Origin of the sequence: Novosphingobium sp. (assembly GCF_031417815.1) — a bacterium.
Classification (GTDB): Bacteria; Pseudomonadota; Alphaproteobacteria; order Sphingomonadales; family Sphingomonadaceae; genus Novosphingobium.
This window is the reverse complement of record NZ_JANOWI010000026.1, coordinates 13,167-37,618: the sequence shown is the minus strand read 5'-3', so window position 1 is coordinate 37,618 and position 24,452 is coordinate 13,167. Positions and strand designations below refer to the sequence as shown.

The following is a 24,452-nucleotide window of genomic DNA, read 5'->3' as shown; positions in this document are numbered from 1 at the left end:
GAGTGTTTCCGCTATCCGATCCGTGCCAGCCGATCACGCAGCATGGCGCGCGCGCCCATAACATCTATGCGCCGTTCGGCAAGCGGATAGCGTTCCAGCCGCGTGCCCAGCGCATCGAACCGGGCCAGCAGCGCGGGCAGATCGCCAGCGTCATCCGGCATCGCCTCCACGCCGTAACCCAGTTCGCGCAGCAGCAGCGTTTCAAAGGCCAGCAGCCCCGGCAACCAGCCCCGCGCCGAGGGGGCATGGCACACCGCATCGAGCAGCGCCGACAGCGCCGGGAACAACGCGGGATAGGGCTGACGCTCGGGCAAGGTCGCCGCGATCAGCGCGGTTACCCAGCCGATTGTCGCGGCCGGCAACGGCTCACCCAGCCACGGCCCGCGGCTGCAGAGCAGTTCCAGCTTGGCGAACGGCAGTTGCCCGTCAGAGCGCGACCGCAGGTCCGCCTCAACCACATTTCCGGGTACCAGCAAGGGCCGTAGCTGCCGCCCTCGTCCGCCCGCGACATAGCCCGCCAGCAGGCCATGCTGCTCGCTCAGCAACCGCACGATCGCCGCTGTCTCGCCGTGGGGGCGTGAGGCGCAGACAATCGCAGGGCCGGTGAAATGCATCCTGCCGGTGTGGCGGGAAAGTCAGCGAGTGACAATCCTCCCCAAATTGGGAAGGATTACTTCTTCGCCTTGAGCGCCTTTTCCAGCGCGGCAATCCGGCCCTTCAGCGCCTCGTTCTCTTCGCGCGCCTTGGCCGCCATGTCTTTGACCGCGTCGAATTCCTCGCGCGCGACGAAATCGAGCCCGCCGACCGCTTCCTTGACGCGCTCGCGCGCGGCATCGCGGGCTTCGCGGCCCATTCCGGCCATGGTTCCGGCCGCGCTGTTGAGCAGCTTGGCAATATCGGCGATCAGGGGGTTTTCGCTTTGCATGACGGCTAGATGGCCTTTCCGGCGGCGGGGTTCAAGACCGCTGCAATATCTGCTCCCACCGCGCCATCGGGATTGGCTTCGCGGAACTGCCAGTTGAGCACGGTCGCGAACAGCGCCCAGGCCAGATAGGGCAGCAACAGCCACGCGGCCAACGGACGGACCTTGCGGAACAATATGATGGTTATGGTGATCGCTGCGTCGAGCACCACCAGCAGCACCAGCGCAGCGGTGATCTGGTGCGCGCCAAAGAACAGCGGCGACCAGGCCAGGTTGAGCGCAAGCTGGACCGCGAAGGACACAATCGCTGCGCCGCGCGCCGCCGCGCCGCGCGCGGTGACTACCAGCGTCAGCGCGATCCCCATCATCACATAGAGGACCGACCAGACGATCCCGAACAAGGCCGGCGGGGGATAGAGCGAGGGCTTGTTAAGTTCCATGAACCACGGATTGCCCGCGCCGCTGCCGCCAAGCTGCCCGGAAAAGAACCCAAGAAACAAAACGCCAGGAACAATGAACAGGGCCCAGCGCAGAAATGCGGAACGCAATTGCCCGGGGGAGGCGATTTCACTCATCGGTCGGCGGTTCCTGATTGTTCATCGAATCGTTTGCCGGGTATGGCGGGGCGGCAGGACAGAGGCAACGTTCCTCTCCATTTTTGGCGAATGCCACAAATGGGGAGGTGGCAGCCGCGACCAGCGGCTGACGGAGGGGTAGTGGCGCGAGGTCCGAAACCCCTCCGTCAGCCGCCTTCGGCGTCTGCCACCTCCCCAATTGCACTGCGTGAAAATGGAGAAGGCCTAGGCTCGCCAAGCCGAGATTAAGAACTCCACGTTCCCCTCGGGCCCCTTGATTGGGCTTTCGGTGATGCCCTGAACCTGCCAGCCGGTCTGCTCCAGCCATGCGCGTACCTCATCGCAAACCCGCGTGTGCAGCGCCGGATCGCGCACCACTCCGCCCTTGCCCACTTCGCCCCGGCCCACCTCGAACTGCGGCTTGATCAGCGCGACCAGGCGGCATGGCGTTGCCGCGAGGCGCAGCGGCACGTCCAGCACCTTGGCCAAGCCAATGAAACTGGCATCGCACACCACCCAGCTGCAGGGCCGGTCGATCTGTGCCGGAGTCAGGATCCGCGCGCTGGTCTGTTCCAGCACCGTCACCCGGGGGTCCTGCCGCAGCTTCCAGGCCAGCTGATTGGTACCCGAATCGACCGCGAAGACATGCGCCGCGCCCTTGCTCAGCAGCACATCGGTAAACCCGCCGGTCGAACTGCCGATATCCATCGCGGTAACGTCGGCCGGATCGAGGGCGAAGTGATCGATCGCATGGGCCAGCTTGATCCCGCCGCGCGATACCCACGGATGGTCGCGCCCGCGCACCTCCAGCGGGGCATCCTCGGCCAGCGTCTGCCCGGGTTTGGCAATCTTCGTTTCGCCCGAAAAAACAATCCCGGCGAGAACCAGTGCCTGGGCCCTGGTGCGGCTTTCCGCGTGGCCACGTTCGACCAGCATCTGATCGACGCGCTGTTTCAATACCTTGCCCATTGGCCAGCGTCCTTCCATAGAAGCCTGATGATCGCAAGGACGCGCCATTTTCTGAAACGAGGCCGGATGGCGGTTGCGGCGCTGTGCGGTGCGGCGCTGGCAGCATCCTGCGCCGCGCCGCAAAGCGTAGCACCGCTGCCCGCACCAAAGCCTGTGGTGGTGCGTCCCGCGCCGCCACTGCCAGCGCCGGTGCCGGCCGACTGGCGCGATGCTGCGCAGACTGCAGGAACCTGGCGCTGGGCGCTTGAAGGCGGCAAATCCACCGCCAGCTTCGGCGTAGCAGGCTACGCCCCGGTGGTGCGACTGGTGTGCGATCGGTCCAGCGGCCGGGTGATCCTGATGCGCGCCGGCACCGCCGCCGCAGCAGTACCGATGGCGCTGCGCACCACCGCCACCATGCGGCCACTGTCGAGCGATCCCGCGATCAGCCCGCCCAACTGGCTGGCGCTGGCGCTGTCAGCCCGCGATCCGCTGCTCGATGGAATAGCTTTTTCGCGCGGACGGTTTGCCTTCGAAGCCGCCGGGCTCGAAACGCTTTACCTGCCCGCCTGGCCCGAACTGAGCCGGGTGATCGAGGATTGCCGTTAGGGATTTGTGGAGAAGTGGCTCTGCGCAGCACAACCCCCCGATTCTGACAGCAACTTTTTTCAATGCAAGACTTGTTGTGCAGCCGGATTTGATTCACACATTGCATGTGGCCACCCGCGATCCACGCGGAACGGTCCGGTCGATCCAGCAGGGTCGGCAAATGGCTCAACAGCGTGAAAGGAGGTGACCGATGTCTCATGGTTCAGCAGGGAGGTCGGTAACCCGTTCAATGGAGCATTATCGCTGAGCATCATTCCAGTGATAGAGGCTTCGTGAGCGGCACTTCCGGCCGCTGACCATGCGAAGGGCGGTTCTCGGGATACCGGGGCCGCCCTTCTCATTTGTGCGGCCGCTTCGCCGCGATTGACCTTGGCCAGGTTTTGCAGGAAACTAGCATAGCGTCTTTCCGTTTATTACCTAATGGTTGCGCATATCGTAATTTTCGTACAAAGCCCGCGCTTCACGCTCAAGGATTCGTTTTCGATGGCCAGTCTCGCCGATCCCGCTACCCGGTTCACGCATGTTGCGCACCTTGCCCCAACCCCGGTGGCGGAGCGTGATGCGGTGCTGGCCAACCCCGGTTTCGGCGCGCGTTTCACCGATCACATGGTGGTGATCGAATATTCCGAGGAACACGGCTGGCACGGCGCCACGGTGCAGCCCTATGGCCCGATCGCGCTCGATCCGGCATCTTCGGTGCTGCACTATGCGCAGGAAATCTTCGAAGGACTGAAGGCCTATCGCCACCCCGATGGTTCGATGGCGCTGTTCCGGCCCACGGCCAATGCCGCACGCTTCAATGCGTCGGCCCGGCGCCTCGCCATGCCTGAACTGCCCGAAGACCTGTTCATCGCGGCGATCAACGCACTGGTGCTGGCCGATCGCGACTGGTTCCCCACGGTCGAAGGCGGCTCGCTATATCTGCGCCCGTTCATGATCGCAACCGAGGCGTTCCTCGGCGTGCGTCCGGCCAAGGCCTACAAGTTCATCGTCATCGCCAGCCCGGCGGGCAACTATTTCAAGAGCGGCGCGTCAGCCGTGTCGATCTGGGTTTCGGACTATACCCGCGCCGCGCCCGGCGGCACCGGCGCGGCCAAGTGTGGCGGCAACTATGCCGCCAGCCTGGTCCCCACTGCCGAAGCCTTTGCCAAGGGCCACGATCAGGTGCTGTTCCTTGATGCGGCCGAGCACAAGTGGATTGAGGAACTGGGCGGCATGAACCTGTTCTTCGCCTTTGCTGACGGCAGCCTGCTGACGCCGCCGCTGACCGGCACGATCCTGGCCGGGATCACCCGCGACAGCCTGATCCGGTTGGCCCGCGATGAAGGGCTGACCGTGCGCGAGGAGCCTTACAGCCTGGACCAGTGGCGCGCCGATGCCGCTTCGGGCCAGCTGGTCGAGGCATTCGCCTGCGGCACAGCCGCGGTGGTCACGCCCGTAGGCCAGGTGGCCGGGCGTGACGGCAGTTTCGAGATCGGCGGCGGCGGCCCTGGTCAGCTAACTGGCAAGCTCAAGGCCCGCCTCACCGCGATCCAGCGCGGCGAAGCGCCCGATCCGCACCAGTGGGTGCACCAGATCGGCTAGCCCCGGTTTACAATTTGCTCAAGCGCAGGACCGAGTTCGGGGAAGCGGAACGCAAACCCGCTTTGCGCTGCCTTGGCCGGAACGACGCGTTGCCCGCCCAGCAGCAGTTCACGGGCAAAATCGCCCAGCACCAGCTTCAGCGGCCATGCCGGAACGCGCAGCAACACCGGGCGGTGCAGCGCGCGGCCCAGCGCATGCGCGAACTGCTGCCCGGTCACGGGGTGCGGCGCGGTGGCGTTGACCGGGCCGCTTAGCGCACCATCGGCGACACATTGCGCGATCAGCCGCACCAGATCGTCGCGGTGGATCCAGCTCATCCAGTTTTCGCCCTTGCCGAACGGTCCGCCCAGACCAAGCCGGAACGAAGGCAACATTCGCGCCAGCATCCCGCCGTCCGGCCCCAGCACAAGTCCGATCCGCAGCGTCACCGTGCGGCAGGCAGCACCCAGCGCCACGGCTTCCCAGGCCTGACAGATCTGCCGCGAGAAGCATGGTTCCCCGGCGCTGGCTTCGTCCAGCACTTCGCCGTCCTGGATCCCGTACCAGCCAATCGCCGAACCGCTGACGAAGACCGCCGGTTTAACGTGCAGCCGGTCGATCAGCGCCACGCAAGCCTTGGTCACCTCGACGCGCGAGGCGATGATCCGCGCCCGCCGCGCCGCGGTCCACAGCCCGCTTGCAATCGGCTCACCCGCCAGGTTGACCACGGCATCGATCGCCGCATCGCTCGCAATCTGGTCAAGCTGGGTAACCAGCGTGACCGCGCCGGGAAGCTTGGAGGCGGTGCTGCGGTCTCTCGTCAGCACAGTGACCCGGTGTCCTGCACCGACCAAAGCCGACACCAGCCGCGAACCGATAAAGCCGGTGCCGCCTGTGACCAGCACATTGCGCCGTGGCGGCAAGACTGCGACGAGATCGGCTGGGTCCATGGATTCGAGCTACGCCTGCCTGCAAGCGCCCGCAAGCGCCCTAAGGGGAAATAAGGTCAGCACATCTTGCTGTTCGAACCGCACCAGCGCCGTGGCCAGATCGGCGAAGGCATAAGGTTTGGTGACATAAGGCGCCGCGCGAAGACCGGGCGGCCGGTCGCGCCCGTCGGGCAGATCGCTGACCAGCATGAACGGCACTTTCCGGGCATCGAGCGCCTGCGCCACGGGATCGATCACCCCGTCATCGCTGATGATCGACAGCAGCGCGAAGGCGAACCGCCGACCTGCGATCCGATCGAGCGCGGCAATGATTCCCCGCACCACCACCACTTCGGTAAACCCCAGCTTGACCAGCATCTCTTCGGCATCGGCCGCGATCAGCGGAAAGTCTTCGACGACCAGCGCCGCGTGTTGCTGCAACATTCGCCTTCTCCTCCACCCCCAGGAACAACATCCTGTTGCGGCCTAGTGGTGACACGCCCGGTTTTTGTCTGCCCACTAGTGGACATACGCCTTCCGTCACGGCAGCTATGGCGCGCTGGCCAACGAGGAGGGACAAGGTGGAAGCGGTAAACAACAACCTGTTGCGCGCGCTGCAGCCGCAGGATCGTGAAAGCCTATCCCGCTCCCTCACTTTCGTTGAGCTGGCCAGCGGTGATATGCTCTATGATCCGGGTGACCTGATCGAACAGTGCTTTTTCCCCTGCGATGCGGCAATCGCCAGCTTTCACGTGGTGACCGCCGAGGGCGAGGCGATCGAGACTGCGTTGATCGGCCGCGAAGGCGCGCTGGGTGGGATCGTCAGCCACGGCAGCCTGCCAGCCTTCGCGCGCGCAGTGGTGGTCCAGGGCGGCACTTTCGCCAAAGTCCCGCTGGCGACGCTCGAAGCGCTCAAGCGCGAGCGGCTGGCGGTGGACCGGCTGTTCACCCGCTATGCCGATTGCTTCATCGCGCAGACTTTCCAGTCGGTCGCCTGCAACGCGATCCATTCGGCCGAACAACGCGCGGCGCGATGGCTGTGCGGCTCGCTTGACCGGACCGCTGGCAACACCATCCGGATCACCCAGGAACAGCTTGCTGCGCTGCTGGGCGTGGGCCGGGCCTATATCAGCCGGGTGCTGCAATCCTTTCGCCAGCGCGGCCTGATCGCGCTCCACCGCGGCGGTCTGACCATCACCGATGAAGCGGGCCTGCGCCGCCTCTCGTGCGATTGCGACGCGCTGGTCCGCGATCATTTCGACCGCGTGCTGCGGGGTGTCTACCCGGATTAGCGCCCCACCTGCCCCCGCGCCGCAGCAAATTCGCTGCCCGGTTTCCACAGTGGCCAGCGGGCAGAATTGGCCAGATCCCAGCCGATCCCCTGCACCAGGGCGATATCCTGCAGCGCGCCATCCAGATTCCAGCTGGTATCCCAGGCATCGCAGGCCTGATGATAACAGCGCCCGGTATAGTCATCGATCCACGCCTGCCCCGCAGCGCGCCCGCCCACTTCAAGGTCCGAAGCGCCCGCCAGGCTCATCATCAGCAGCACCGGCACGCCGCGTTTGGCGAAAGGGAAGTGATCGGCGCGGAAGAACAGCCCGCGTTCGGGGAGGGTCTCGGGCGTAACAGTGCGCCCCTGCGCCCGCGCCGCCGCGGCCAGTTCATCTTCCATGCTGGATTGGCCTTTGCCGATCAGCACCACGTCCTTTGCGCGCCCCGCGGTTTGCAGCACGTCGATCGTCAGGTTCGCCACGGTTTTTTCCAACGGATAGACCGGGTTCTCGGCATAGTGCTCGGACCCCAGCAGCCCACGTTCCTCCGCCGTCCAGGCCGCGAACACGATCGCGCGCTGCGGCGCCGGGCGGTCCATATAGCCGCGTGCAATCTCCAGCAGAGCGGCCACCCCCAGCGCATCGTCATTCGCCCCGGCGCGGTAGATCCGCCCTGCCGCATCCGCCTTGCCCGCGCCGTAAGCATCCCAGTGCGCGCCCAGCATCACCACCTCGTCCGCCCGCGACGTGCCGGGCAGCCGCGCCAGTACATTGTGGCTGGTGATCACCTCATGCGTAGAGGGGATGGCCGCTGACAGGGCAATTCCGGACAACGTAACCGGCTTGAACCTGGCCGAGCGCGCCGCCACGCGCAGCTTGCCCAGATCGAGCCCCGCCGCCGCGAACAGCTTGTCGCCCATGTCGTGGCTCAGCCAGCCCTGCAGCGCCAGACTCGTCTGGCGGCTGACCAGCCCGTAATTCTCTCCGCCGGGGCTGGTCACCACGTTCCAGCCATATCCCACACCCTCGGCATCATGCACGATCAGCGCCGCCACCGCGCCGCGCCGCGCTGCTTCCTCGAACTTGTAGGTCCAGCGCCCGTAATAGGTCATGGCCTTGCCGCCGAACTTGCCAGCCACCGGCTCTTTGGGACCTGCGCTGAAATCGGGATCGTTGATCAGGAACACCGCGACCTTGCCCTTGAGGTCCGCGCCTTTGAAATCGTCCCACCCGCGCTCTGCCGCTTTGACGCCGTAGCCCACGAACACCAGCGGCGCAGCGCCAACCGTCGCCACATCGGCGTCCTGCAGGGTGGAAAGGTAGGCATCGGTGCCCAGCGCCAGCGGCATCGGCCCGTTCGACGTGTAGAATTGCAGCCGCTCCGGTTTGCCCAGCCGGGTGTGGAGCAGCGGCACCGCCTGCACCCATTTGCCCCCCGGTCCACCCGGCTCAAGCCCCAACGCCTGGAACCGCCCGATCAGATAGCCGACAGTGCGCTCCTCCCCCAAAGTGCCGGGAGCGCGGCCCTGGTAGAAATCATCGGTCAATTCACGCACGGTCTGGGTGATGCGCTGCGCGGATTGCGTGTCAGGTGTGGCTGCCGGCGCGGCCATGCTGAGGACGGCGGCCAAGGCGAGAGAGAACATGCGGATGGTCATAGCCTGAGCCTAATGCACCGGGCGGCGGGAGCAAGCCGTGATTACGCGGATGGTGCAAGCATCCGGATCAGCGCCGGTCGGGCCGCTATTTCTTGTCAGGCGCACCCGCTTTGTCATCTGCCTTGCCCTTCGCCTTGAGCACCGCATTGGACGAGGCGAGCAGGCTCGACGCTTGGCTGCGCAGGCTCTGCAGCCGCGTCAGGCTCGCCTGCAACTGGCCCGGATCGTTGACCGAGCCGGACGTTGCCGCAATCCGGTCTGCCTCGGCAGCCAGCGTGCGGGCCTTTTCGGCGTTGTCCTTGCGCAGTTTGAATGACTGCTTTTTGGTGCCCGATGCGAACAGACCAGGCTTCTCTATCGTTGCAAGCCCGGCGACCTGACCAGCCAGGCGGCCGACATCAGCCCGCGCCGCCTCAATCTCGGCATGGCTGCGTGACAGGCGCTCTTTCAGCCGGTCGGTATCAGCTGCGGCGGCGCGGGCAGACGCGACTGCCGCTCCAACCGACATGCCTGTCAGTCGGCTGTAGGCAGCGACCGCCGAGCGGGCGGCTACTAGCGATCTAACCGCGTCGGGTGCCCGCCCGGAGGCACCAACCGCCGCAGCGAGGTCAGCTCTGGCACCGCGCGCCTTGTTCAAAGCGCGATCGATGATCGCCGCCCCTTCGGGCGGCAGGCTGCGTCTGGCCGCAGCGGCAGCTTGTTCCTGCCCTTTCAACCAGCGGTCACCATCGCCGGAGAGCGCCGCGCCCTGCTGGCGGACGAGACCCACAGCAATAGCACTTATCTGGTCCATAATTGCAGTGTTGCCCGGATCGGCGGCGCTTTGAGCGATCAGCGCATTCAGCTTTTGCTGGCCTGCCACAAGCGCCGCCAGTTCGGCTTGCGGACGCCGGGCATTGCGCGACGCGGTAATCAGTCCGGCCATCGCGCCGGTCAGCGGCTGGAACGCGGCTGGAGCAGGAGCGAGAGCAGGAGCAGCAGCCGTCGCAGTTTCGCTCGACGAAGTGATGCCCAGGTCGGCGAGCACAGCGGCGGGAGCCGACGCCACAATCTCGCCCGGAACGCCGCCGTTGCCGCCGGTGAACAACACTGCGCCGCCGATGCCCGCCAGCATGATTGCGCCGCCCAGCATGGCTGCGCGCTGCGGTGTGAACCGGCGCACGGGACCGTTCGGCGAGACATCATCATTCGCCGCCCGGCCCGATCCGCCAGTTGGCGCTGACTTTGGCTCCATGGGTTTGATGAGGTATTCGTCGCTTGGCGCGGGATCCGGATTTTGTGGCGGCGGCGGGCCGCCCTCGTTCCCCGTCGGCAGCTTGCTGCGGGCGCGCTTGGCGGCGGCGGGCTGCTCTGCCTTGAGCGGAATGGCGCTGGGCGCGGCAGCAGGCTCACCAGCAGGCGTTGGCGCTGCGCCAGGATCCAAGGCCACGGCAGGCGCTGCTGCGGCAGGTTCAAGCACAACCGTTGTGGTTTCATCCGCGGCTTCCGGCGCGGCTTCCGGCGCGGCTTCCGGCGCAGCTTCCGGCGCGGCTTCCGGCGCGGCAATCGCGGCAACTGCCGGCGCTTCGGCCACGGCGGGATCCGGCACGGCTTGCGGACTGGCCGGCGTCGCTGCTTCGGCCGGTTCAGGCAGGACTGTGGGCGCCGCAACCGGGCCATCGATGGTCAGCCACAAACGCCGCAAGGTCGCGACGTGCGCGGCGGTGTAATCATGCAGATGCCCATCACGTTCGATCTGCCAGACATGCTGGTCAAGCGGCACCGCCGCTTCGGCCGAACGAATCTGCCGGATCACGTCGAGCGCGGCCCGCTCCTTGCCGAGATGGTCCGCGATGATCGCCTTCCATTCCAGCGCGGCGGGGTATTCGGGATCTAGCATCAGCGCCCGGTCAAGCGCGTCCTCCGCCGCTTCGGGCTGTCCCTCCGCCAGCAGGCATTCGCCAAGGCACGTCAGCGCCACGTTGCGGCTGCTGTCGAACGGCGAGAGCTGGTCCTGCTTGCGGTAAGCGGCAATCGCCTCGGCGGTGCGGCCCAGCAAGCGGTAAGAATTGCCAAGGATCAGATAGGACAACGGCGAGCTTGGCCACAACTCAACCGTGCGCCGCGCCAGCCGCAGGCAGATCTCGTATTCGCCCAGGCCCTTATAGGCCCCGGCCAGCGCCATCAGCACCGACGGGTTGTTCCCGTCCAGCCGCATCGCCTGCCGGGTCTGGGCCTGGATTTCGCGGATCTGTTCGGGGTCAGGCTTCAGCCCCAAGGCTTCGGGCAGGGCTGCGAGCGCGGAGGCCAGCAAGGCGTGGGCCAGCCCGATGTCCGGCGCGGCGGCCACTGCCAGCTGGGCTTCTTCAACGGCCTGGCGGGCGCCATCCTGATCGGCGCGCAGCGAATGGGCGGCAGAGCGGAAAATGTGGTCCCACGCCGAATAAGGCGCACGTTTGGCCATCGCCCGGGTCTGTTCACGCTGAACGATCTGTTCGGCGAATTGCGCGGCGGCGGCAACCGGCAGGGTGTCTGCCGAAAACGCCGCGCCGTCAGAAACGCCAACCAGCCGCGTTGACCACAGCACGTTGCCGGTGTTGCCGTCGATCAGTTGCGCGGTCAGCCGGTTATCCTTGCCGCTGCGCTGCAGCTTGCCCTCGACCAGATAGCGCGCCTCAAGCTGCCGGCCGACGTCCTTGTGATCGATCGCCTTGCCGCGCCAGGCCGCCATCGAGCCAGCGGCGATGACGCGGAAGTGGCCATTATGTGCCAGCTCGCGCGTGATATCTTCGGTCAGGTCTTCCGCCAGCACCTCAAGCTCATCATCGCCGCTCCGGTACCCCACCGGCAACACCGCAACCGTGCTGCGACCGGCCGTAACGGGTCCGGCCTGCGGCTGGACCGGAAGGGCTGCCGGGGCGGCCGCCTCTGCCTGCTCAGGAGCAGCGCGGCCGGTCTTGCGCCGCAAATCAGCGACGAAGTCCAGCCAGGCCTTGTCATGAGGGTCGCCGCGCCAGTGCGACATTTCGACGGTTTGTTTCAGTTCGAACATCACCGGCCGGTCGCAGGCTTCGATCATCACCGGTGCCATCGTGTGTCCGCGGTCGGCGATGGTCGCCTCGGCCCGGACCCAGCGCGAGTTGACCGAGCGCGGTGACCACAGCACCACCACCGCCTTGGCCGTGCGCAGCGACTGTTCGGTCACCGCATCGTAGTCCTCGCCAGACCGCAGCGTAGCATCCCACCACACCGTCAGACCCGCGCCGGTCAGGGCATCGGCATAGAGCTGCGCGATCGCCGCATCTTCGCGATTATACGAAATGAAAATGTCCGGACCGCTCATTAAACCCCCGCGAGCGGCACGGAGATTGTCCCTTCAGACAGTCCGGACCGCAGTTGAAGAAAACGCGTAGCACTGCACACGATTAGTTCTGATTCGGCGGCCCAAGGGACAAAGTGTATTTCACAATTGCCCGGGCAGCAAGCACTTGGCGGAAATCGGCCATTTCTCGTGTCCCAGCAAGGGACTTGGCGCGCGGCGAACCGGGTGACTGGACACACTGGACAGGGTCCAGCGACTTGAATTCCGCCGGCACCGCCTCGCCCGCCAGCACCGCGTCCACCGCCTGCCACACCCCGGCCTGGCGCGCGTCCCACGCGGCCCCGGCCGCCAGCGCCGCTGCGGCGATCCGGGCCGCGCGGGCGGCGTGGTATCGGCCCTCGGCCGCTTCGTAAGCCGCAGCCATTTCTTCCGCAGCACGGATCGCTTCGTTCTCGTAGATCGGCGCATCCCCCGGCTCGGGCGTATAGTCATAAGGATCGCCGGGATCGGGCTCTGCGGTCACCGCCTCGAACCGCGCCCCGGCCTGCTCCGCTGCATCGGCAACATGCGCCGCGCGGGCTTCCGGCAGCCCGGTCCCGACCGCAATCCCCGCCACCCGCGCCAGCGCCAGATCGAACGATGTCGCATGATCCGGCTCACCCGGCGCCTGCTGCGCCGCGCACAGCTGGTCGAGCCGCGCGAGGTGCGCCAGCAGCAACCGGCTGTCGAACCGCCGCCGCACCGCGATCAGCTCGCCGCGAAAGAACACCGGCTCCTCCACCCCGTCCAGCGCACGCTCGGCCAGCACCGCCTCGGCATGGCGGCGCGCGCAGCCCAGCGCCGCTTGCCAGCCAGCGTCAAACGCCAGATCCCGCCGCCGCGCGAGGTACAGCCCCGAACGCGAAACCCCCACCCGCGCCGCCGCCACGCGGACATTGCCGTGGCGCGAAAGTTCATCGAGGAAGCGGACCTTCAAGGCTGGGGTGAAGACGGGATCGTCAACAGCAAGCCCCTCCCCGCCGGGGAGGGGTTGGGGTGGGGGAGCAAGGCGCAGCCGCGCGTCCACGCCGGCGTCCAGGCACCCATCCCCATCCCTTCCCTCAAGGGAAGGGCACCGCGAAACGCCAGCCGCCCCATCCCCCGGCAACCCCAGATCGCGCTCCAGCGGAACCCACCCTCGCCCAAACCCGCTTTGCGATACGTCATCCATGATCCGGTCTCCTTGTTCAAAAAGGGAAACCGGCCATGTTGCAGATTTTCGGGGTGTAGGAAAATGGGGGGGTGAGGCGGTGAGGCCTCACGACCAAAAAGACTAGCCCTGCCGAAGCTCCTCAATAAAACTGGCAAGTACCGATTCAAGGTCAGGGTACGCTGGGTGTCCGGCGAAATGCTTAACCAACTCGGCATCAATCTCGCCGACTGACTTCGCATCCTGCGTTGTCGCTGCAGCCCACGCGCGACCTGGATGGAGAGTATCCCAAGGAGAGCGTTTGTTGGCTCGCGTGGTGGCTGCGTCACCGTGCTTACCAAGGCCGTAAAGAATGTTTGTTTCGCTGTTCCATATCGGACGGAACAGGTGGATGAGGTAGTCCTCCGCCGCAGTCTCCCACCCACTCTGCACCACTAACGAGCGGAATTCGAAATCGGCTAAATCCAATGTATTATTAGCCTTGCCAATGTTCTTGCGATGATCGTTGAGCCGACCGCACAGTTTCGCGCCTTGCACAATCGGGGATCGGGCATTGCTAATCGCTGGCGCAGCTTGCCCAACATAAATCGGAGTCTCGCTGGCGCTAATCGGCTGATATGCTGGAAAAGTGCCTTTGTAATAAATGGCGTAGACGCCCGATCCATAGAATTTCGGAATATCCGGGAGCGGATGGCGGTCTTGTGCCACCATCGCCAATGCGATGAACCGACCGACCACCTTTGGGTTGCTTGGATCGAAAACTGACGTCGGTAAGGCAATTGGGTCGAGCTTGGTCAAAAGAGCCGTCAAACCGTCGATGGCTTCCTTGATCTGCGCTTCAAGTTTCTTGCGCTTTGCATTAGAAAGTGACGTATCGCTCGCTTCGGCGGTGAGCCTCTCAAGACTAGCGCGAAGCACATCGACCGAATCGGAAGCAGTAGACTTCTTGTTCATGCCTTCTCCGCGAGTCGAGACGCAACACCGTCCCCGATCACGCGTGCTAATTCAACTGGTACGGCATTGCCAAGCTGGCGCATTGATTCTGTCCACGAGCCATGCAGGCGATAGTTGTCTGGAAAGGTTTGCAAACGGGCACTTTCACGCACTGTAAAATATCGTACTGATCCGTCGGGGCGCAGCAACATGTTTTCACCACCTGGAACCCCATGGACGCCCGCCTTCAGGGTTTTCGCGGGAAGATCAAGAGGACTACCAGTATGACCCGGATAGCTGCGAGCACCAGGTTGGTACCGGTGGTTGAGGCAACGACGCGCTTCTATCGGATTGTGCTGGGGGTCTGGAAGGTCGTCAATCGCATCCCGAACTGTGCGCCATGCCTTGGCATCTGGCCGTTCACTCAGCTTGAGCGCGCGCGACAGCAACCGCGGATCACTGAGGGCGATCACCCGCGCCGCGTGACGGTCACCGTACTCCCGACTGCGGAACTGGTCCCACAATAGGGCATCAAGTGAATGGGTCTCTTTCGGAAACGACCACTCAATGCCAAGGTCTTCACGGAAACCCACAAAGACCACACGTTCGCGCCGTTGAGGAACGCCAAAGTCTGCCGCGTTAAGCACTCGCCATACGACATTGTACTTAAGTCCGGATTCGCGCCCCGATGTATGCCGGGCCTCCAACCGCCCAAGATGTGAATCCCATTCTTCGTCAATCCTCCGCACCAGATCAGGATAGGTGAGCTGGTGGACGATATAGGCGAGATAGGTGGCGAACGACGTGCGGGTTAGACCCTTCACGTTTTCAAACACAAATGCTGGTGGCTTTGTTTCCCGGACAACTCGAACTGCTTCGCCCCACATATCGCGATGGTCAGCGTGGGCACGATGTTTGCCGCCAAGCGAGAATGGCTGGCATGGCGGACCACCGCTAACAAGATCGATCCTTCCTGCGAGTGTCCGGAAGTCAACCTGACGCACATCGCCTTCGATTGGTTCAGGCCAAAGAGCGACCGAACTGCCTTTCTCGCGCCGGTTCTCACGGATGGTATCGCAGCACCAACGATCCCACTCAACAACCTTCGCCGGGCGAAAGCCTGACTGACAGAGGCCCATGCCAAGTCCGCCGGCCCCGGCAAAAAGTTCAATTGATCGCACGCTTCCTCCAGACAATCATTTTGAATCAAACGATCCGTTCACGGAACATGTAGAGAACATTAGCAGTCGTCAAGCGCTGAATTGGGCTGCCAAAGAGCCCAGTCATACATAAAGAAACCTGCAGCTTTTGCTATGCATTGGCTCTAGATCGGATGCAGTTTTCCGCAGTGTCGTGACGAACCAGCCCATTGCAGAACAAACCGCCAGCCCCAGCCCCTGCCAACATTGCCCCGCCCTCCAAATCGTGTCATACCAAAAGTATGAAAGTCGCCGTCTCCATCCCCGATCCGATCTTCGCCAAGGCCGAGGCGCTGGCGAAGCGTTCCAAGCTGTCGCGCAGCCGGCTCTATGCCCGGGCGGTGGCCGACTATGTCGAGCGCCACACCGAGGACGAGCTCACCGAACGCGCCAACGCCGAGGCGGATGCGATGGCTGCTCTGCCGGGCGACAACGCAGCCATTGGGCGGGCCAGCTATCGCACGGTTCTGCTACACACCGAATGGTGACGGCTGCGGCAACGCTCGCCCAGTGCGACATCTGGTGGGCCGATCTTGGCGAGCCGGGCGGAAGTGAAGCAGGCTATCACCGTCCGGTGGTGATCGTGCAGTCCGACGCGCTTAACGCCAGCCGCCACCGCACCGTCATCTGCGTTCCGCTGACCAGCAATACCGACTGGCGCGCTTCGCCGTGGAACCTGTTCCTTTCGGCCCGGTCGACCGGCCTGACCAAGGATGCGCTGGCCCAGGCCGCTCTGACCCTGACGATCGACCGTGATCGCCTGATCGAGAGGATCGGGCGAGTTTCGTCCGTCCAACTGACCCGGCTGTTCGGTTGCCTTGATATCGCGCTCGGCCGCTGACTCCCCCATTGCGGAACAAACCGCCAACCCCCATAACCAGCCCATGGCCGAACTCATCATCCGCCGCGGCCTTGAAGAGCCCGACACCTCCGCTGCCTTCACCCCGCACAAGCCGGCCCGGCCGGACAAGGCGGATGGCGGGCGGCGGTTCAAGATCGTCAGCGAGTATCAGCCGGCCGGGGACCAGCCGACCGCGATTGCCGAGCTGACCCAGGGCATTTCAAACGGCGATGCGACGCAGGTGCTGCTGGGGGTTACCGGCAGCGGCAAGACCTATACCATGGCGCAAGTGATCGAGATCACCCAGCGCCCGGCGCTGATCCTTGCCCCCAACAAGATTCTCGCCGCGCAATTGTACGGTGAATTCAAGAGCTTCTTTCCCGACAACGCGGTCGAGTTTTTCGTCAGCTACTACGATTACTACCAGCCCGAAGCCTATGTCCCGCGCAGCGATACCTACATCGAGAAGGAATCGAGCGTTAACGAAGCGATTGACCGGATGCGCCATTCGGCCACCCGCTCATTGCTCGAACGCGATGATGTGATCATCGTCGCCTCGGTTTCGTGCATCTATGGCATCGGCTCGGTCGAGACCTATTCGGCGATGATCTTCGACCTCAAGCAGGGCGAGACGATCGACCAGCGCGAGATCATCCGCAAGCTGGTCGCCCAGCAATACAAGCGCAACGACGCCGCTTTCCAGCGCGGCACCTTCCGGGTGCGCGGTGACAACCTGGAAATCTACCCGTCGCACTATGAGGACATGGCCTGGCGGATCAGCTTTTTCGGCGACGAGATCGAGGCGATCAGCGAGTTCGATCCGCTGACCGGCAAGAAGGGCGCGAGCCTGAACACCGTGCGGGTCTATGCCAATTCGCACTATGTCACGCCGGGCCCGACGATGAAGCAGGCGAGCGAGGCAATCCGGTTCGAGCTGACCGAGCGGCTCAAAGAGCTGGAGGCCGAGGGCAAGCTGCTCGAGCACCAGCGGCTTGAGCAGCGCACCAATTTCGACCTCGAGATGATCGCGGCGACCGGCAGCTGCGCCGGGATCGAGAACTATTCGCGCTTCCTGACCGGCCGCCTGCCGGGCGAGCCGCCGCCGACCTTGTTCGAATACCTGCCCGATAATGCGTTGCTGTTCGTCGATGAAAGCCACCAGACCGTGCCGCAGATCGGCGCGATGAGCAAAGGCGATCACCGCCGCAAGATCACGCTCGCCGAATATGGCTTTCGCCTGCCCAGCTGCATCGACAACCGCCCGCTGCGGTTCAACGAATGGGACGTGATGCGCCCGCAGACGGTGGCCGTCTCGGCGACGCCGGGCAACTGGGAGATGGAGCAATCGGGCGGGGTGTTCGCCGAACAGGTGATCCGCCCGACCGGGCTGATCGATCCGCCGGTCGAGATCCGCCCGGTCGAGGATCAGGTGCAGGATTGCATCGAGCAATGCCGCCAGGTGGCGCAGGCCGGATACCGTACGCTGGTCACCACGCTGACCAAGCGGATGGCCGAGGACCTGACCGAATTCATGCACGAGGCGGGGCTGCGGGTGCGCTATATGCACTCCGATGTCGAGACGCTCGAGCGGATCGAGCTGATCCGCGATCTGCGGCTGGGGGTCTATGACGTGCTGGTCGGGATCAACCTGCTGCGCGAGGGCCTCGATATTCCCGAATGCGGGCTGGTGGCGATCCTCGATGCTGACAAGGAAGGCTTCCTGCGCAGCGAAACGTCGCTGATCCAGACGATCGGCCGCGCCGCGCGCAATATCGATGGCCGGGTGATCCTCTATGCCGACCGGATCACCGGCAGCATGGAACGCGCGATGGCCGAAACCGACCGCCGCCGCGAAAAGCAGCACGCCTACAACATCGAACACGGGATCACCCCCGAAAGCATCAAGCGCGACATCCACAACATCGTCGCCGATACCGCCAGCCGCGATGGCGTGCTGGTCGAGATCGAGGATGACGCGCGGAACAACCTCGTCGGCCACAACCTGCGCGGCTATATCGAGGAACTGGAAGGCCGGATGCGCAACGCCGCGGCCGATCTGGAGTTCGAAGAAGCTGGGCGGCTGCGCGACGAAATCCGCCGCCTGGAGGCGAATGAGCTTGGCATCCCCGACGGCGAAAAACGCGCGCCGATTGTGGGCCGCAGCAATGAAGGCAAGCCGGGAACGCGGAAAGGCCGGTTCGGGCGCGAGAGCAAGAAGCGGTGGGGGCGGTGATTTCTCAATTGACTATTTTTTCTCACTCCGATAGTGAAATACCTATCGGAGACTCAGTATGCAGATCGAGATTGATTTTGAGGTCTTTAAGGCGCTAACTGTTCTCAGGACTGGCGAAGCGGATACATACAATCATGTCCTTCGGAGGCTTCTCAAACTCCCGCCGTCTGCTGTATACGAGGGGATCGCCAACGCCTTGGCCAACGCCACCACTGGCAAAGGTCCTCCTGCGAAGCAGCGTGGGTTATTTGGTGCCGGGACCAACGCTTTAGCAGGTAATTCCGTTAATAGCCTACTTGCCGCTCCACTCGGAGGGGTTTGGTACAACGGTGTGCACCTCCCTGAAGGCACAAGTCTAAAGGCAACATACAAAGGTGCCCAATATGAGGCTACAATCAGAGGTGGCAAATGGGTTGGGTTAGATGGTGTCGTCCGCTCCAGCCCTTCCGATGCCGCCAGCGCAATTTCAAATACTAACGTAAATGGGTGGCGGTTTTGGCATGCTCTAATCCCTGGTTCTGCAGAGTGGATCAGACTTGACGAGCTAAGACCTTGATTCTCTCCTTCGCCAACACCAGCACCCAAACGGAACGCATCTGGAATGGCCTGCGCAGCAAGCGCGTGCCTGCTGACGTCCAGAACCGCGCGTTGGCCAAAATGGCAATGATCCATGCTGCAGATGTGCTTGAAGACCTCCGCAATCCGCCCGGAAACCGGCTCCACGAGCTGAAGGACGACCGCGGCGGGCAACATTCTATTTCCATTAATCGGCAGTGGCGTATATGTTTCCGCTTCAAGGACGGAAACGCTTACGATGTCGAAATCGTCGATTACCACGGCTAATCCCGACTGGCTCCATAACCCCCACGCGGGCGAATTGCTTGCGCAGGAATTCATGGAACCATTGGGCCTGACTGCAGAGGCGCTGTCTGCGCCGCTGGGGGTGGAACCTGCGCGTCTGGAAGCGGTGATCGCTGGGCGGGTCCGGATCGAGGCCGATCTTGACCTTCGCCTGGGCCGCTATTTCCGGATGTCCGAAGGGTTCTTCCTGCGGCTGCAAGATCAGTACGAACTGCTCGAAGCCAAGCGCGCCTTGAACGGCGACCTTGATCGAATCGTGCCCCGTGCGGCCTGACCCCGCATAGCTCCATATCGGACCTGGTTGCGGTTGCGCGTCTTCAGGATATTCCCTTAGTCTGAGCGCTATGTCCCTGCCCCCGCGCTATCACATCAATGTCTTCTGGTATCAGGACGAGCAGTGCTGGATCGCCGATGTGCCCGATCTCAGGCCCTGCAGCGCTCGCGGCGAAACGCCAGTTCTGGCAATGGTCCAGCTGGAGGATGTCATGGATAACTGGCTGAAAGCTGCCCGCAGTGCCGGTCTGCCGGTTCCCGAACCCTGTTACAGCCCGGCGCTGTTTGCTGCGCGCTAGGCAGTTGCAGCGGCGGGGTTACCCGGCGCCCGCCAAAAATAGGTGATATCCGGCATCTGCTCTTCGTTGCGCGTGCCGTCGTTCAGTTCCTCGATCACGAAGCCATGGCCTTCGTAAAAGGCGCGCGCGTTGACGTTGGACTGGAAGGTGTAGAGCCTGAGCTCGCTTTGCCGCCCCTGTGCAAACCGCACCAGCGCCGAACCGATCCCGCGGCGGTGCAGATCGGGCTGGATATAGAGATGATCGATCCAGCCGGGCAGCAGCGCGATAAAGCCCAGCAACCGCCCGCTGGCAAATGCACCCCAGGCATCGCCGCTGGGGATCACGGTATCGCGGTGGAAAACCACGCCTTCTTCCGGTGTGTGGAGCGAGGTATCGTAGCCCGGAATAAGCGCGCCAGCTTCCCGGTGGAGCCGCGCTGTTGCTGCGGCGTCCTCGCCAGACAACAGCCGCAAAGCGAATGCCGGGGTGGCCATCGTGCGCGGCCTCAAACCTTCCCGAACCGCGCTTCAAACCCGGCGACATCACCTGCCGCCAGATACTGCGCCTGCTCCACCCAGCCATCGCGTGCGGGCCTGCCGGCAAACGGTCCAAGCTTGTCATCAAGATCGGCCAGATCGGCATCGCCGAACGCGGCGATCTGCGCGAAGGTGGTGATCCCCAGCGTTGGCAAAAGGGCCTGAAGCTTTGGCCCCAGACCCTTGATGCGGGCAAGATCATCTGCCCCGCCAGAGGGCTGTTCGGGCAGCGGTTCGGGGCCGGGCGGCGGGCCGGGATCGGGCTGCGGCATCTCTTCGGGCAACGCTTCGGGCTGCTCGGGTTGCGGCTGCGGCACAGGCTCGGTCGCGGCAACCGGGGCGCGGGCTTCGGGCGCGGACGGTGCGGCGGGTTCAGGCGCGGGCGGCACGGCTTCGGGCTCGGGCGCGGCGGGCTCGGTCTCGGGCTGGGTTGAGGGCGGCGGCACTTCCATCGGCGCGGGCGGCGGCGGCGGGGCCTCGGGCTCAGCGGCGCGCGCCTGCGCTTCTTCAACGGTATCCTGCGCGGCCACGGCAACGATTTCGCCCAGCCCGCCCAGCGCGCTTGAGGCGACCGGGGGGAGCACCACTTGCGCGGCGGGGGCGCTGTCGATCAGTACCTGGTTGCGCTGCGCCGGGCCGACGCCTTCATCGAGCACATCGGGCTGATATTCGCGCGACCGTGCACCCTTACTGGCGCGGCTGAGCAGCCACCAGGTGATCAGCACCACCGCCAGCGCTACGGCCGCAAAGACCTGCCAGTTGGCTTCCAGCATCTGCATCATCGCAATACCCTCTCTTTACGCCCCGACATTCTTGCGGAACAGGACCCGGTCTTCGGGGCCAAACCCCTTGTGCCAGATCACCGTGCCATAGGCCAAGAGGATCGCCGGGACGCCGATCATCAGCGACAGCCACCATGGGTGGATCTGCTGGGTGACCCAGCCGATCGCCACCGCCGGTGCCGCTGCCCATATCAACGCCCAGCGCCAGTTGTTGATCCCGTGGCCCAGAATCTTTGCCAGCAACCGCGCTTTCAGCAGCGAGGCGACGCCCAGCGAAAAGGCCAGCGCCATCGCCGCCGCTGCTGCCTGGAATTTCTGGTTGAAGCCATATTGCGCCATCAGCGTCACCCCGGCCCAGGTCAGCACCGCCTGCAGCAGAATCGTGAACAGCGAGATGTAGAGGTTCTTCAGCCGGGCCATGTAAACCAGCGCGGCTTCGCTAACCACGGCGGTGGCCGCCACCACTTCGGCCGCCAGCAAGAACGCCAGCGCCCCGGTGCCGCCGATGAAATCCTTGCCGACCAGCCGCATCACATCGGGGCCCGGGATGCCCAGCGCCAGCGCGATACCGGCCTGCACGGCGATGATCCAGAACCCCACCTGGCAAACCTGTGCGGCGATCGCGGCGTAATTGCCCTCTTTCAGATTGCGGGTAATCACCGGCCCCAGGATCGGCTCGAAACTGGTCTTCAACTTTTGCGGGAGCGAGGCCACTTGTTGCGCGGCGAAATAGACCCCCACCGCGGTGTTCGAGGTCAGAAAGCCGAGGATCGCGATATCGAGCCGGCGCGAGCCCCATTCGACCAGATCGGCCCCGGCCAGCGGCGCGGATAGCAAGGCCAGTCGCCCCATCCGCATGGGATGCGGCACCCATCCGCGCGGCACGCCAATGCTGCGCACCAGCGGCCAGAACGCCACCAGCATCGCTGCAAACTTGGCCAGGATATAGGACATGATCAGCCCGCCTTCGGGCGCCAGCCAATAAAAGCCCAGTGCCGCCAGCACCTGCGCCCAGGGTTCAACCAGCGAACGCGATCGCACCGCCGCGGCCACGTTGTAGTTATAGGCCAGCGCCGCCAGCGCCACTTCGGTCAGCGCATTGGGCACGATCGCAAAGGGAACCAGTCGGTCAAATGCGGAATAGTTGCCGCTGGGAAACATCGGCGCGGGAACCAGATAGAGCAGAGCCGCCACCGCTGCACCCAGCAGCAGCGTCAGCAGCAGGCCATCGGCGATAACATGCGCCGCCGCGCGCGGATCTTCGCTGAGCCGCTGGGCGAGGCCCCGGCGCTGGCCCAGTGCGCACAGCTGCGCCGCCAGCTCGACGATCACCAGCGCCGAGGCATAGCGCCCCAGCGCTTCGACCCCATAAAGCTGGCCGGCAATGAACAGAAACGGCGCGGTGCCGCCAAGGCGCAGCACGAAGCCCAGAAAATTGGTCCGTCCGCCCTTGGCCAGCGCCTGGATATCGGCCTGCGCCGCGTCGCTCACGCGAAATGCCCTTCGGCCTTGAGCGGGCGGGACAGGAGATCGGCCACCACCTGGCGGGCCGGGGCCTCGCCTTTCAGCAGGCGAGCCACCGCAGCAACGATCGGCATGTCGATCCCGGTCTGCCGCGCCAGATCATCCAGCACCGGCGCGGTATGCGCGCCTTCGGCGACGCTGCTTTTGCCGGCCAATGCCTGCTGCGGCGAGAGCCCCTCGCCCAGCGCCTTGCCGAGCGAGAAGTTGCGGCTCGAGGTGGAGGAGCAGGTCAGCACCAGATCGCCGAGGCCGCACAGACCGGCAAGCGTTTCAGCGCGGGCCCCGCGGGCCAGGCCAAAGCGCAGCATTTCGGCATAGCCGCGCGCGATCAGCGCAGCGCGGGCGTTCTGGCCCAGCCCCAGCCCTTCAACCACGCCGCAGGCAATCGCCAGCACGTTCTTCACCGCGCCGCCGATCTCTGCGCCAGCCAGATCGTCCGAATAATAGGGCCGGAGTTGCGGACGCGACAGCACCGGAGCCAGCCGGTCCCACTGCGCCTCCCCGCCTGCGCAAGCCAGCGTGACCGCCGTGGGCAGCCCGGCGGCGACCTCGTGCGCGAAAGTCGGGCCGGAAAGCACCGCAAGGCTGGCCGCGGGCGCCGCATCGGCGGCGACCTCGGCCATCAGCCGCCCGGTTCCCGCCTCGATCCCCTTGGCGCAGAGCACCAGATCGCGCGTCCCGCCGGGCAGCCCTTCGAGCACGCGGGCGAGGTGCTGCGCCGGGGTGACGACCAGCAGCACCGGCAGCACTGCCAGATCGCCAAGCGCGCTGGTGGCGCGGATCGTCGGGGCCAATGTGATACCTGGCAGAAACAGGCTGTTGGTGCGGGCCGTGTTGATCTCGTGGGCCAGTTCCGCCTCGCGCGCCCACAGCAACACGTTGGAACCATCGCTGGCCATCGCCTGCGCCAGCGCGGTGCCCCAGGCACCGCCGCCGATCACGCCGATGGTGCGGCTCATGCCTTGACCCCTGCCCCGCGCACCGGCGCAGCATCGGGATCGAGCGGCCAGCGCGGACGGGCGACGAAATCGAGCGGATCGGGCGAAAACCCTGCCAGCCCCAGCCGCTCGATCCCGGCCCAGGCGATCATCGCCGCGTTATCGGTGCACAGGGCCAGCGGCGGCGCGACGAACGGCAGTCCGTTTTGGGCGGCTAGCACTTCCAGCCCGGCGCGGATCACCTGATTGGCGGCAACCCCGCCGGCGACCACGAGTGCTGTGGGGTTATGGTTCAATTCCAGAGCCTTGCGCGTACGATCAAGCACGCAATCGAGCGCGGCCTGCTGAAACGATGCGGCCAGATCGGCGTCGGTGTAGTTGCCCTCGTTCATCGCCTGCTTCGCCCGCAGCACCGCGCTTTTGAGCCCGGCAAAGCTGAAATGCGGTTCGGCACTGCCCAGCAAGGGGCGCGGCAGGCGCACCGCCTTGGCATCGCCTTGCCGCGCCAGCCGTTCGACCGCCGGTCCGCCGGGATAGCCCAGGCCAAGGATCTTGGCGGTCTTGTCAAACGCTTCGCCCAAGGCATCGTCGATGGTGGTGGCCAGCCGGCGGTATTGACCGACGCCCTCAACCAGCAGGATCTGGCAATGCCCGCCCGAAACCAGCAGCAGCAGATAGGGAAACGCTAGCGAAGCATCGGCCAGCCGGGGCGACAGCGCGTGGCCTTCCAGATGGTTGATCGCGATCAGCGGCTTGTCGCTCGCCATGGCCAGCGCCTTGGCCGTAATCAGCCCGACCATCACCCCACCGATCAGCCCGGGGCCAGCCGTGGCCGCCACCGCATCGACATCGCCCAGCGTCATCCCGGCATCGGCCAAAGTGGCTTCGATCAGGGGGGCGAGCCGTTCTGCATGGGCGCGTGCGGCGATTTCGGGAACGACGCCGCCATAGGGCCGGTGCGCTTCATCCTGCGAGGCGATATGCTGCGCAAGAATGCGCCGGCCGCTGTCCACCAGCGCGGCTGCCGTCTCGTCGCAGGACGATTCAATGCCCAGAACAATGCCCATGCCCACTTTCCCTTAG

25 protein-coding genes are annotated in these 24,452 nt (G+C 64.8%); 9 read left to right on the top strand and 16 right to left on the bottom strand.

Going from position 1 to position 24,452, the window contains the following annotated elements; translation table 11 throughout:
* Positions 1–11 precede the first annotated feature (11 nt).
* The 4 genes from RMN99_RS06815 to RMN99_RS06800 form a co-directional block, all read right to left on the bottom strand.
* A complete protein-coding gene (locus RMN99_RS06815) occupies positions 12–614 on the bottom strand; it encodes a recombination protein O N-terminal domain-containing protein (RefSeq protein ID WP_309622548.1) in 603 nt (200 codons plus the stop codon).
* A 56-nt stretch (positions 615–670) separates the two neighbouring features.
* A complete protein-coding gene (locus RMN99_RS06810) occupies positions 671–925 on the bottom strand; it encodes an accessory factor UbiK family protein (protein WP_309622547.1) in 255 nt (84 codons plus the stop codon).
* A gap of 5 nt (positions 926–930) precedes the next feature.
* On the bottom strand, positions 931–1,497 hold the full coding sequence (locus RMN99_RS06805; RefSeq protein WP_309622546.1) for a TspO/MBR family protein: 567 nt from the start codon (positions 1,495–1,497) through the stop codon (positions 931–933).
* 225 nt (positions 1,498–1,722) lie between these two features.
* On the bottom strand, positions 1,723–2,466 hold the full coding sequence (locus tag RMN99_RS06800) for a TlyA family RNA methyltransferase (protein ID WP_309622545.1): 744 nt from the start codon (positions 2,464–2,466) through the stop codon (positions 1,723–1,725).
* Positions 2,467–2,493: 27 nt separating this feature from the next.
* On the opposite strand from RMN99_RS06800, the gene RMN99_RS06795 reads away from it, so the two are divergent.
* Positions 2,494–3,054: a hypothetical protein gene (locus RMN99_RS06795; RefSeq protein WP_309622544.1), complete on the top strand. Its 561-nt coding sequence runs from the start codon at positions 2,494–2,496 to the stop codon at positions 3,052–3,054.
* Positions 3,055–3,537: 483 nt separating this feature from the next.
* Positions 3,538–4,638, top strand: coding sequence for a branched-chain amino acid aminotransferase (locus RMN99_RS06790; protein ID WP_309622565.1), 1,101 nt, complete (start codon positions 3,538–3,540; stop codon positions 4,636–4,638).
* Here the strand turns inward: RMN99_RS06790 and RMN99_RS06785 are convergent.
* Positions 4,635–5,567, bottom strand: a complete 933-nt coding sequence (locus RMN99_RS06785; protein ID WP_309622543.1) for a TIGR01777 family oxidoreductase — start codon at positions 5,565–5,567, stop codon at positions 4,635–4,637. The two genes, RMN99_RS06790 and RMN99_RS06785, sit on opposite strands and share 4 nt — an antisense overlap.
* Before the next feature lie 9 nt (positions 5,568–5,576).
* On the bottom strand, positions 5,577–5,990 hold the full coding sequence (locus RMN99_RS06780; protein ID WP_309622542.1) for a hypothetical protein: 414 nt from the start codon (positions 5,988–5,990) through the stop codon (positions 5,577–5,579).
* A 137-nt stretch (positions 5,991–6,127) separates the two neighbouring features.
* Here RMN99_RS06780 and RMN99_RS06775 point away from each other — a divergent pair, with 137 nt between their 5' ends.
* Positions 6,128–6,838 (top strand): Crp/Fnr family transcriptional regulator, encoded by a 711-nt coding sequence (locus RMN99_RS06775; RefSeq protein ID WP_309622541.1) that lies wholly within the window; start codon positions 6,128–6,130, stop codon positions 6,836–6,838.
* Here RMN99_RS06775 and RMN99_RS06770 read toward each other — a convergent pair.
* From RMN99_RS06770 to RMN99_RS06750, 5 genes are all read right to left on the bottom strand, one after another.
* On the bottom strand, positions 6,835–8,478 hold the full coding sequence (locus RMN99_RS06770; protein WP_409035239.1) for a M28 family metallopeptidase: 1,644 nt from the start codon (positions 8,476–8,478) through the stop codon (positions 6,835–6,837). The genes RMN99_RS06775 and RMN99_RS06770 overlap by 4 nt on opposite strands.
* Before the next feature lie 85 nt (positions 8,479–8,563).
* On the bottom strand, positions 8,564–11,800 hold the full coding sequence (locus tag RMN99_RS06765) for a TIR domain-containing protein (RefSeq protein ID WP_309622540.1): 3,237 nt from the start codon (positions 11,798–11,800) through the stop codon (positions 8,564–8,566).
* 82 nt (positions 11,801–11,882) lie between these two features.
* A complete protein-coding gene (locus RMN99_RS06760; RefSeq protein WP_309622539.1) occupies positions 11,883–12,755 on the bottom strand; it encodes a hypothetical protein in 873 nt (290 codons plus the stop codon).
* A gap of 336 nt (positions 12,756–13,091) precedes the next feature.
* On the bottom strand, positions 13,092–13,922 hold the full coding sequence (locus RMN99_RS06755) for an Eco29kI family restriction endonuclease (RefSeq protein ID WP_309622538.1): 831 nt from the start codon (positions 13,920–13,922) through the stop codon (positions 13,092–13,094).
* Positions 13,919–15,082, bottom strand: coding sequence for a DNA cytosine methyltransferase (locus RMN99_RS06750; RefSeq protein WP_309622537.1), 1,164 nt, complete (start codon positions 15,080–15,082; stop codon positions 13,919–13,921). Before RMN99_RS06750 ends, RMN99_RS06755 begins: the two co-directional genes overlap by 4 nt.
* Positions 15,083–15,342: 260 nt before the next feature.
* On the opposite strand from RMN99_RS06750, the gene RMN99_RS06745 reads away from it, so the two are divergent.
* From RMN99_RS06745 to RMN99_RS06720, 6 genes are all read left to right on the top strand, one after another.
* Positions 15,343–15,588, top strand: a complete 246-nt coding sequence (locus RMN99_RS06745; protein WP_309622536.1) for a hypothetical protein — start codon at positions 15,343–15,345, stop codon at positions 15,586–15,588.
* A complete protein-coding gene (locus RMN99_RS06740) occupies positions 15,582–15,941 on the top strand; it encodes a type II toxin-antitoxin system PemK/MazF family toxin (RefSeq protein ID WP_309622535.1) in 360 nt (119 codons plus the stop codon). The genes RMN99_RS06745 and RMN99_RS06740 overlap by 7 nt, the downstream gene beginning before the upstream one ends.
* Positions 15,942–15,984: 43 nt before the next feature.
* Complete coding sequence (gene uvrB / locus RMN99_RS06735; protein WP_309622534.1) at positions 15,985–18,174, top strand: excinuclease ABC subunit UvrB; 2,190 nt, start codon at positions 15,985–15,987, stop codon at positions 18,172–18,174.
* Positions 18,175–18,726: 552 nt separating this feature from the next.
* Positions 18,727–19,017 carry a type II toxin-antitoxin system RelE/ParE family toxin gene (locus tag RMN99_RS06730; protein WP_309622533.1) on the top strand — a complete coding sequence of 97 codons (291 nt, stop codon included), beginning with the start codon at positions 18,727–18,729 and terminating at the stop codon, positions 19,015–19,017.
* Positions 18,989–19,309, top strand: coding sequence for a HigA family addiction module antitoxin (locus RMN99_RS06725; RefSeq protein WP_309622532.1), 321 nt, complete (start codon positions 18,989–18,991; stop codon positions 19,307–19,309). Before RMN99_RS06730 ends, RMN99_RS06725 begins: the two co-directional genes overlap by 29 nt.
* Before the next feature lie 70 nt (positions 19,310–19,379).
* Positions 19,380–19,607 carry a type II toxin-antitoxin system HicB family antitoxin gene (locus RMN99_RS06720; RefSeq protein ID WP_309622531.1) on the top strand — a complete coding sequence of 76 codons (228 nt, stop codon included), beginning with the start codon at positions 19,380–19,382 and terminating at the stop codon, positions 19,605–19,607.
* Here RMN99_RS06720 and RMN99_RS06715 read toward each other — a convergent pair.
* From RMN99_RS06715 to tsaD, 5 genes are read right to left on the bottom strand one after another with little or no spacing between them, the layout of a single operon-like run.
* Complete coding sequence (locus RMN99_RS06715; RefSeq protein WP_309622530.1) at positions 19,604–20,083, bottom strand: GNAT family N-acetyltransferase; 480 nt, start codon at positions 20,081–20,083, stop codon at positions 19,604–19,606. The genes RMN99_RS06720 and RMN99_RS06715 overlap by 4 nt on opposite strands.
* Positions 20,084–20,094: 11 nt before the next feature.
* Positions 20,095–20,907: a hypothetical protein gene (locus tag RMN99_RS06710; RefSeq protein WP_309622529.1), complete on the bottom strand. Its 813-nt coding sequence runs from the start codon at positions 20,905–20,907 to the stop codon at positions 20,095–20,097.
* 15 nt (positions 20,908–20,922) lie between these two features.
* A complete protein-coding gene (locus RMN99_RS06705) occupies positions 20,923–22,398 on the bottom strand; it encodes an oligosaccharide flippase family protein (protein WP_309622528.1) in 1,476 nt (491 codons plus the stop codon).
* The gene (locus RMN99_RS06700; RefSeq protein WP_309622527.1) at positions 22,395–23,390 is read right to left on the bottom strand and encodes an NAD(P)H-dependent glycerol-3-phosphate dehydrogenase; all 996 of its coding nucleotides are present in this window, start codon (positions 23,388–23,390) and stop codon (positions 22,395–22,397) included. Before RMN99_RS06700 ends, RMN99_RS06705 begins: the two co-directional genes overlap by 4 nt.
* The gene (tsaD, locus tag RMN99_RS06695) at positions 23,387–24,436 is read right to left on the bottom strand and encodes a tRNA (adenosine(37)-N6)-threonylcarbamoyltransferase complex transferase subunit TsaD (protein ID WP_309622526.1); all 1,050 of its coding nucleotides are present in this window, start codon (positions 24,434–24,436) and stop codon (positions 23,387–23,389) included. The genes RMN99_RS06700 and tsaD overlap by 4 nt, the downstream gene beginning before the upstream one ends.
* Between the last annotated feature and the right edge of the window lie 16 nt (positions 24,437–24,452).